General features: G+C 59.1%; 9 protein-coding genes. 6 read left to right on the top strand and 3 right to left on the bottom strand.

The features are described from left to right. The 3 genes from recO to cysQ form a co-directional block, all read left to right on the top strand. A partial coding sequence (recO, locus tag ACW5W8_RS22950) for a DNA repair protein RecO (protein WP_498630672.1) occupies positions 1–647 on the top strand: 647 nt, incomplete at its 5' end. 84 nt (positions 648–731) lie between these two features. Further along, a complete protein-coding gene (gene pdxJ, locus ACW5W8_RS22945; RefSeq protein WP_335839632.1) occupies positions 732–1,469 on the top strand; it encodes a pyridoxine 5'-phosphate synthase in 738 nt (245 codons plus the stop codon). Positions 1,470–1,660: 191 nt separating this feature from the next. Beyond that, a complete protein-coding gene (cysQ, locus tag ACW5W8_RS22940; RefSeq protein ID WP_498630670.1) occupies positions 1,661–2,428 on the top strand; it encodes a 3'(2'),5'-bisphosphate nucleotidase CysQ in 768 nt (255 codons plus the stop codon). Between the two features lie 79 nt (positions 2,429–2,507). Here the strand turns inward: cysQ and ACW5W8_RS22935 are convergent, their stop codons facing one another. The 3 genes from ACW5W8_RS22935 to ACW5W8_RS22925 all read right to left on the bottom strand — a co-directional run bounded on the left by ACW5W8_RS22935 (position 2,508) and on the right by ACW5W8_RS22925 (position 4,994). Next, a complete protein-coding gene (locus ACW5W8_RS22935) occupies positions 2,508–2,804 on the bottom strand; it encodes a YciI family protein (RefSeq protein ID WP_498630668.1) in 297 nt (98 codons plus the stop codon). A gap of 24 nt (positions 2,805–2,828) precedes the next feature. Then, positions 2,829–3,380: a septation protein A gene (locus tag ACW5W8_RS22930; protein WP_498630666.1), complete on the bottom strand. Its 552-nt coding sequence runs from the start codon at positions 3,378–3,380 to the stop codon at positions 2,829–2,831. 96 nt (positions 3,381–3,476) lie between these two features. Further along, positions 3,477–4,994 (bottom strand): aminotransferase class V-fold PLP-dependent enzyme, encoded by a 1,518-nt coding sequence (locus tag ACW5W8_RS22925; protein ID WP_498630664.1) that lies wholly within the window; start codon positions 4,992–4,994, stop codon positions 3,477–3,479. Positions 4,995–5,169: 175 nt separating this feature from the next. Between ACW5W8_RS22925 and trhA the strand changes: the two genes are divergently transcribed. The 3 genes from trhA to ACW5W8_RS22910 form a co-directional block, all read left to right on the top strand. Beyond that, positions 5,170–5,805: a PAQR family membrane homeostasis protein TrhA gene (gene trhA, locus ACW5W8_RS22920; protein WP_498630662.1), complete on the top strand. Its 636-nt coding sequence runs from the start codon at positions 5,170–5,172 to the stop codon at positions 5,803–5,805. A gap of 127 nt (positions 5,806–5,932) precedes the next feature. Beyond that, positions 5,933–7,594: a putative transporter gene (locus ACW5W8_RS22915; protein ID WP_498630660.1), complete on the top strand. Its 1,662-nt coding sequence runs from the start codon at positions 5,933–5,935 to the stop codon at positions 7,592–7,594. 232 nt (positions 7,595–7,826) lie between these two features. Then, on the top strand, positions 7,827–8,764 hold a 938-nt coding region (locus tag ACW5W8_RS22910; RefSeq protein WP_498630658.1), incomplete at its 3' end, for a retention module-containing protein.

Raw genomic sequence — 8,764 nt, 5'->3', positions numbered from 1 at the left:
CCAACCCCTTTTTGGGGCGTTTTTTCCGGGGGGGCCCGGGGGGGGCGCGGGCCCCACGCTCCACTCTCAAGGGGCTTTTGCAGCCCTTTACCCTGCTCACCATCGCTTGGCGCGGCAAGGGGGATCTCAAGAATCTCACCCATGTCGAGTGTCCCGACCACTCCCTGCGACTCGGTGGCGATCGCCTCTTCTACGGCCTCTATCTCAACGAGCTGGTTTACTACCTGCTCGAAGCCCACACCCCGTTCCCCGAAGTGTTCGATGCCTATGCCCGTGCCATCATGGCGCTGGCCGATGGTGAGACGCCTGAGCTGCCGCTGCGCCGCTTCGAGTTCCTGCTGTTGCAGGCGCTCGGCTATGCGGTCGATTTCGAATACACGGCAGACGACGAGTCGCCCATCGAGCCGACCTTGCTCTATGGCTTCGAGCGTGAGTTGGGCTTTGTTGCTTGCGAGCGGGCGCCGGATCCCCGTACCCTGTTTCTCGGTGCCCACCTGCTCGCCTTTGCCGAGGGACGTTTCGATACCCCTCCCTTGCTGCAGGCGGCCAAACGTTTCAGCCGACTGGCACTGCAACCCTATCTGGGCAAGCGCCAGCTAAAGAGCCGGGAGCTGTTTTTAAAACGCAAAGCCAGCATGCAAGGCTGACACAGATTACAGACATACGGATATTGGCGCGGGGTGATTCGCTGACCGCGCAGTCAACAGATGAAGCCTTTCAAGGAGTTCTCAATGAGTGAAATCTATCTGGGTGTGAACATCGACCATATCGCGACTCTGCGCAACGCCCGTGGCACCCAGTATCCGGATCCGGTACAGGCCGCGTTCGTGGCCGAGCAGGCTGGGGCCGATGGCATTACCGTGCATCTGCGAGAAGATCGCCGCCATATCACCGACCGTGATGTGGAGATCCTGCGCCAGACTATTCAGACCAGAATGAACCTGGAGATGGCGGTGACCGAAGAGATGATCGGCATCGCCTGCCGCATCAAGCCCCACTTCGTCTGTCTGGTGCCCGAGAAGCGCACCGAAGTGACCACAGAGGGCGGTCTGGACGTGGCCGGTCAGCTGGACAAGGTGACCGACGCAGTTGCCCGCCTCTCTGCCGTGGGTGCCCAGGTTTCGCTCTTTATCGATGCCGATCCCATCCAGATCGATGCGGCTGCCGAGAGTGGCACCCCCTTTATCGAGATCCATACCGGCCGTTATGCCGATGCCACCACAGATGCTGAGCGTAACGCCGAGTTCAAGCGCATCGCCGCCGGTGCCTCCTATGCCGCAGGCAAGGGCTTGAAGGTCAATGCCGGCCACGGCCTGCACTACCACAACGTCAAGGCTATCGCTGCTATCCCCGAGCTCTATGAGCTCAACATCGGACACGCCATCATCGGCCGCGCCGCCTTCGATGGTCTGGCCAAGGCGGTCAGCGACATGCGCTTGCTGATGCAGGAAGCCCGTCAGGGGATCTGAGTTGCAAAATAGGCCCGCGGCCTGAGACCGGCCGCTAGAAATAACAAGGGACGCCACGGCGTCCTTTGTTATTTTTGGCCCTGTTCAAACGATGGCAACTCCCGCGCCGTAATAACCCAGCACAATCGGCTATAAGCAGTTGATGTCAAAAGGGTTACACTGGTTGACCCTGTGAGCTGGACGAGATTGTTATGGATCATCCCTTGTACCACCCCGATATCACCGAACTTGAACCTGTCGCTCGCGCGGCGGGAGCGGCCATCATGGCCATCTACAGCCAGCCCTTCGCGGTGGAGTACAAGAGTGACGAGAGTCCGCTCACGGCTGCTGACAAGGGGGCGCATGAGGTGATTGTGCAGGCGTTGACACGGCTGACTCCCGAGATTCCTGTGCTGTCGGAGGAATCGGGGCCCGAGGTGATGGCGGCGCGCCACGGCTGGTCCCGCTACTGGCTGGTGGATCCCCTCGACGGCACCAAGGAGTTTGTCTCCCGCAACGGCGAGTTCACCGTCAATATCGCGCTGATTGCAGAGGGGGCACCGCGCTGGGGATTAGTCTATGCGCCGGTGCTGGACAGGCTCTGGTATGGCGGCAAGGGCGCGGGGGCCTGGCGCATCACCGATGGCGAGCGCCAGGCCATCCAGACCCGGCCTCATCGTGAAGGAGAGGCGTGGCGGGTGGTGGGCAGTCGCAACCACCTGTCGCAGGAGACCCTCGATTTCTTGGCTCCTTTTGGCGAGCTCGAGCTGGTCTCCATGGGCAGCTCCCTCAAGTTCTGCATCATCGCCGAGGGGGGCGCCGAGCTCTATCCGCGCCTCGCCCCCACCTGCGAGTGGGATACCGGCGCGGCGCAGGCGGTGCTGGAGGGGGCGGGTGGCAGCGTCACCCAGCTCGATGGCTCACCCCTTGCCTACAACAAGCCCGACATCCTCAATCCCTGGTTTGTCGCCAAGGCATAAACGAGATATCGGGATGCAAAAAGGCCGGACTGGAATGAACTTCCAGTCCGGCCTTTTTTATTTCGCTATTCGCTTCGGGTCAGAAGACCTTCTTGAACGGCTTGATGGTCACTGTGGCATAGACGCCTGCCGTCACATAGGGATCGGCATCGGCCCAGGCCTGGGCGTCAGCCAGCGAGGCAAACTCGGCGATGACGGTGCTGCCGGTAAAGCCGGCATCGGCCGGATCCTCGGCATCGATGGCCGGATTGGGGCCGGCAGTCAGCAGCCGCCCCTCATCCTGCAAAGCCTGAACTCTGGCCAGATGGGCGGGGCGAACCTGCTTGCGCAGTGGCAGGCTATCGGGGACATCTTCGGAGTAGATGAGATACCACATGAGAGGATCCTTTTCTGATGAGGGTTATTTTTTCAGCTGTTCTTTGTGCTCAGCCGGAATGTGGCGGTAGAGATAGACGCCGCTCAGCAGGGTAAAGACCAGCGTCATCCCCAGCAGGCCGAACACCTTGAAGTTGACCCACATCTCCTGCGGCAGGTTGAACGCCACATAGAGGTTGAGCAGGCCACAGACGGTAAAGAAGCCGACCCAGCCGAGATTAACGGTGTCCCAGACCTTATCGGGTGCTTGCAGCTCCTTGGCCAGCATCTGTTTGATCAGATTCTTGCCAAAGCCGTAGCGGCTGATGAGCAGACCCAGTGCGAACAGTACGTTGATGACAGTCACTTTCCACTTGATGAAGGTGTCATCGTGGAAGAAAACCGTGAGGCCGCCAAAGAAGCCGACTAGCAGGAAGGTAAAGAGCTGCATCTTCTCGACTTTGCGATAGCGGATCCAGCTATAGGCGAGCTGCAGACCGGTGACCACCACCAGTGCGCCGGTCGCCATGTAGATATCGTAGAACTTGTAGACCGCGAAGAAAACGATAAGTGGAATAAATTCAATAAATTGCTTCATTGTTGGCGCCTAGTCCTCAAAAATGGCCTGCAAATTTCGCCCAGTCTACCTGTACAGCAGACAACGGCAAATGAATAAGACCGCTCATTTTTACGCCTATTCCGCGCAGTCGCCAAACAGTTGGCGAGCAATGGTGAGCCCCAGTCGTTGCTGATCGGCCAGCAGGTCGCGGATATGGCGCTCTTCAATCAGAGGGTTGAGCAGCACGGCACGCAGCAGGGTAAGCGGCTGGGCACCGTAGCGCACCACGGCCCGCTGGGTACGGGAGACAAAGCTGTGCCCCTCGGCGCGCTGGGCTTTTTGCAGCGCTACGTTGAAGTCGTTGATCTGCGTGTTGGCCGCTTCATCCAGCACCTTGCCCTGCAGGTGAGGCGGAATGCAGCGGTAAGAGAGCAGGTTCATCACCGGCGCCGACATCAGCTCGAAAGCAGGATCGCTTTCGATGAGCTCGGCCATCAGGCGGGCACGGTCGTAGTTGGCCTCGATAAGCTCGGCATAGCCTTGCTGGCCGAACAGCTGGAAGGCGGCATCCAGATAGAGGGCATTGGCCGGGCGGGTGCCCTCCAGGGTAAAGCGACCCTGATCGAACGAGGTGGCACGAATGGCGTAGGGGGCCTCCCGCTTGACCGCCATCATCAGGTCGGGCTGGCGGCAGAGCAGCATGCCGGTACCGAGCGGCACCAGCAGTTGCTTGTGGCCATCCAGAGTGACGGTGTCGGCTTGCTCTATTCCGGCCAGCAGACCTTGATAGCGTGGGGAGAAGAGGGTCGGGCCGCCCCAGGCAGCATCCACGTGGAAGTGGATCTGCTCGCGCTCGGCGATGGCGGCCAGCTCCGGCAGGGGATCGATGGAGCCAAAGTCGGTACTGCCTGCCACGCCGACCAATGCCAGCACCTTCAATTTCTGCTCTTTGCACTGGATCAGCGCCTGCTCCAGCGCAGCCAGACTGAGCCGGTTCTGTTCGTCAGTCTCGAGGCGCCAGACGCTGCGGGCGCCCAGCCCCAGCAGATCCATCCCCTTGTCGAAGGAGTAGTGCATCAGCCGTGAACCGAGAATGACGGCGCCGCGATAGCCCTGCTCGTAGAGGGCGAACAGGTTGTCGCCGCAGGCGCGGTTGCGGGCCAACCAGAGAGCGGTGACGTTGGCGATAGTGCCGCCGCTGGTCATGACGCCGAGGGCGGCATCCTTGGCATGCATCTGTTCGCCGTAGAAGGCATCGTCCATGCCGTAGATGAGGCGATGCAGCTTGGCCAGCACCTCCCGCTCCAGAAAGCTGAGCAGCCGGGAGGACTCCATCTTCATCGGATTCTGGTTGAGCATCACCACCAGACGGGAGAGCTCGGCAGTGAAGGCCGGCAATGGTGCCGTCATATGACCCATGTAGCGTGGCGAGGTGAGGTGAGAGGCGCCGGGTACCAGAGTAGCCAGCCGGGCGAGATAGGCTTCGATCGAGCAGCCGCTGGCGGGCATGCTGGACTGGTCGAGCTGATGGGTGAACAGGTCGCGCTGGTAAGGGGCCTGACTGTCGTCGGAGTGGTGGAAGCTCTCCAGCAAGGTGTTCATCGCCTCGCCAAAGGCGGGATCCGCTTGTGCAAACAGCTCAGTCAACTTCATCAGGTTCTCCAGACCAGTTCACCAGGGTAGGTGTCTATGCCGCTTGTCTCGGGCATCGGCGGCAGAGCATACACCAAAGGTTGGCAGGTGACAGCCACTCCATTTTTTAAGCGAACACTTGTACTCCGAAATGGCGCTGGGTAGAGTGAGCCACAGTTATTGTGGAGTCGATGTTATGAGTGGTGTGATGGATTACTCCCCCCGGGAGGAGCTGGCAAACCGGCTGAGTCACGGTGCAGGATTGTTGCTGGGGATTGTCGGGCTGGTGCTGTTGCTCATTAAGGGATGGGGACAGGGTACGCAGGCGCTGGTGAGCTACAGCCTTTATGGCGGCAGTCTGGTGCTGCTCTATCTCGCCTCGACCCTCTATCACAGCATGGCGGAAGGGCGAGCCAGGCGCTGGTGCAAGGTGTTTGATCACTGCGCCATCTATCTGCTGATTGCCGGCACCTATACCCCCTTTCTGCTGGTGGCGCTCGACACGCCGCTGGCGAAGGGCTTGATGGTGGTGATCTGGGCCCTGGCGCTGGCTGGTGTGGTGTTCAAGCTGGTGTTTATCAATCGCTTCAAGAAGTTGTCGCTCTTTACTTACCTGATGCTGGGCTGGCTGTCGCTGGTGGTCATCTATCAGCTCTATATCCATTTGGCTGGTGAAGGGCTGCTGCTGCTCGCGGCGGGCGGGCTGGTCTACAGCCTCGGAGTGATCTTCTACGTTGCCAAGCGAATTCCCTACAACCACGCCATCTGGCATCTCTTTGTGCTGGGTGGCAGCGTTTGTCACTTTATGGCCATTTACGGCTACGTCGCCTAACGTCTTGAAACTAGCTCTTAATTGGTATTTTTAGCGCGTAAAAGGATAAATTCGTGCGGTATCACACAGTTGGCATCAGCGTTTGCTGACAAGCTAGGGCCAGTTCAATTCGCAAAGGATGCACGAAATGAGTGAAATCGCGCTTTCCATCAGCATGTTGTCGCTGGTGGCAGTGCTGGGACTCTGGCTGGGAAACTGGCGAGTTTATGGCGTTGGCTTGGGAATAGGGGGGGTGCTGTTCGGCGGCATCATAGTGGGTCACTTTGCAGGCGCCTCCGATCTCGCGCTGGATGCACAAACGCTTCACTTTATTCAAGAATTTGGCCTGATCCTGTTTGTCTATACCATCGGCATCCAGGTCGGGCCGGGTTTCTTCTCGTCATTGCGCAGTTCGGGTCTCAAACTCAACGCTTTTGCCGCTTTGCTGGTCATCCTTGGCTGCGTGGTGGCTGCTGGCTTGCATCAATTTTTCGATGTGCCGTTGCCGGTCATTCTGGGGGTCTTCTCCGGTGCCGTCACCAATACGCCATCCCTCGGTGCGGGCCAGCAGATCCTGGCCGAGCTGGGCGCCGCACCCGGTTCTACCGGCCTGATGGGGATGGGCTATGCGGTTGCCTATCCGTTTGGCATCTGTGGCATTTTGCTCACCATGTGGCTGGTTCGGGTCTTCTTTCGCATCAAGATCGACGATGAAGCCGCCCAGTTCGAGCTGCAAACCGGTAAAACCAAGGAGAGCTTGCAGACCATCAACATCGCGGTGCGCAACCCCAACATGCACGGCCTGATGCTGAGCGAGATCCCGAGTCTCGACGAGTCCGATGTCATCTGTTCACGGCTCAAGCGTGGCGACGAGCTGATGGTGCCACGGCCGGAATCCCGTATCGAACTGGGTGACTTGCTGCACCTGGTGGGTGAGCGCCATGCGCTGCACAAGGTGTTGCTGGTGCTCGGGGAGGAGGTGGAGACCTCGCTCTCGACTCGTGGTACCGACCTGCGCGTCGAGCGGGTGGTGGTAACCAACGAGCAGGTTCTTGGTAAGAAGATCCGCGATCTGGATATCAAACAGCGCTATGACGTGGTGATCTCGCGCCTCAACCGAGCTGGTATCGAACTTGTGCCGACTAGTCAGACCAGCCTGCAGTTTGGCGATATTCTCAACCTGGTGGGGCGCCTCGATGCCATCGAAGCTGTTACCAATGTGGTCGGCAACGTGCAGCAAAAACTGCAGCAGGTGCAGATGTTGCCGGTATTTATCGGGATTGGCCTCGGCGTATTGCTCGGTTCCATCCCCTTCTACCTGCCCGGTTTCCCGGCCGCTCTCAAATTGGGTCTGGCGGGTGGGCCGCTGGTGGTGGCGCTGATCCTGTCGCGGATCGGCAGCATCGGCAAGCTCTACTGGTTCATGCCCCCCAGTGCCAACCTGGCGCTGCGGGAGATCGGGATTGTGCTGTTTCTGGCGGTGGTCGGATTCAAGTCCGGTGCAGGTTTCGTCGATACCCTGATCAACGGTGATGGCCCGGCCTGGATGCTCTACGGCATGGCGATCACCCTGATCCCGCTGCTGGTGGTCGGTGTGCTGGCGCGCTTCTACGGCAAGATGAACTATCTGACCCTGTGCGGTTTGCTGGCCGGCTCCATGACTGATCCTCCCGCGCTGGCCTTTGCCAACGCCATGCACCCGACAAGTGGTGCCAGTGCGCTCTCATACGCCACTGTCTACCCGCTGGTGATGTTCCTGCGGATCATCTCGCCACAGCTGCTGGCTATCATCCTCTGGGCTGGCGCCTAGGGTTAATCCTGACGGGAACATGCTTTGTCATGCTCCCGTCATTATTCTGTAATTTATTGATAATTTTTGGTTTTTGCTATTCTCGCAACCTCGTTTTAGACACTTCTGTCTGGCTGAACAGTTCAGCCCCAAATCAGTCTATTCTTTCGAATTTTCGAGCTGGTTATTTTTCCCCTCAGTCTGCAAAGTAGGCTGTGGCTTATTGCATGCAAATCAGGATTCAGGAGAGAACATGATTACCAATGCCGTTACCTTGGAACAGGGCGTAACCGTAACCCAACTCAAAGGACAAATTTATCTGGTTGCCGCTGATGGCAGCCGGAAGCTGTTGGCTGAAGGGGATGTGCTGCCGAAAGGGGCGGTGATCATGTCGCCGGATGGCGCCAGTTTCATGGGCGGTGGACAGTCGTTCAATGTGCAACCAGCCAGCGAGCAGAGTGAACCTGCCGAAGAGGGAGATGCTCCCCAGCTGGCGCAAAACGGCGCTGCAGGTACTCCTGATGATATCAATGCCCTGCAACAGGCTATTTTGGGCGGCGCGGACCCGACCCAGGCCTTTGAAGCCTCTGCCGCAGGTGGTGCACCTGCCGCCGGTGGGGGCGGTATTGGGGGCGTAGCCGGTGCCAGTGGCAACGGCGGTTTTGTCACCATCGACCGTACCGGTTCCGCAACCATTGCTGAAGCCACCTTCGATACCACCTACAACGCCAATGGTGAGCCACCGCTGGGTGCTGCTGGCGAAGATGAAGTATTTGACCTGACCCCGCCCACCATTTCCGTCGTTGCGCCAGATAACACCAATGACACCACTCCGACCCTGACCGGGACCACGGATGCTCCCGTTGGCAGCATCGTCACCCTGCTGGTTACCGATGCGAATGGTAATCAGCAAACCCTTACCGCTATCGTCACACCCACTGGCACCTTCACCGTGGATGTGGTTACCCCACTGGCCGAGGGCTCTTATACCGTTACAGCCACAGTGACAGATCCTGCGGGGAATACCGGCAGTGCGACTGACGATGGCAGTGTGGAGATTGATGATTCGGTCGATGCGGTCAATGACGAGTACACCGTCAACGAAGATGGCTCGGTGAGCCTGAACTTGCTGGCCAACGACAAGGCGCCGGATGGTGGTCTGAAGATTGTCTCCATCAACGGTGTGGCGCT

Source organism: Aeromonas aquatilis (assembly GCF_054052405.1).
This window is presented reverse-complemented; position numbering and strand designations above follow the sequence as displayed.

Excerpts from the sequence above, each read along its gene's own strand:
- pdxJ (WP_335839632.1), top strand. The coding sequence starts at position 732 with ATGAGTGAAATCTATCTGGGTGTGAACATCGACCATATCGCGACTCTG.
- cysQ (WP_498630670.1), top strand. The coding sequence starts at position 1,661 with ATGGATCATCCCTTGTACCACCCCGATATCACCGAACTTGAACCTGTC.
- ACW5W8_RS22935 (WP_498630668.1), bottom strand. The coding sequence starts at position 2,804 with ATGTGGTATCTCATCTACTCCGAAGATGTCCCCGATAGCCTGCCACTG.
- ACW5W8_RS22930 (WP_498630666.1), bottom strand. The coding sequence starts at position 3,380 with ATGAAGCAATTTATTGAATTTATTCCACTTATCGTTTTCTTCGCGGTC.
- ACW5W8_RS22925 (WP_498630664.1), bottom strand. The coding sequence starts at position 4,994 with ATGAAGTTGACTGAGCTGTTTGCACAAGCGGATCCCGCCTTTGGCGAG.
- trhA (WP_498630662.1), top strand. The coding sequence starts at position 5,170 with ATGAGTGGTGTGATGGATTACTCCCCCCGGGAGGAGCTGGCAAACCGG.
- ACW5W8_RS22915 (WP_498630660.1), top strand. The coding sequence starts at position 5,933 with ATGAGTGAAATCGCGCTTTCCATCAGCATGTTGTCGCTGGTGGCAGTG.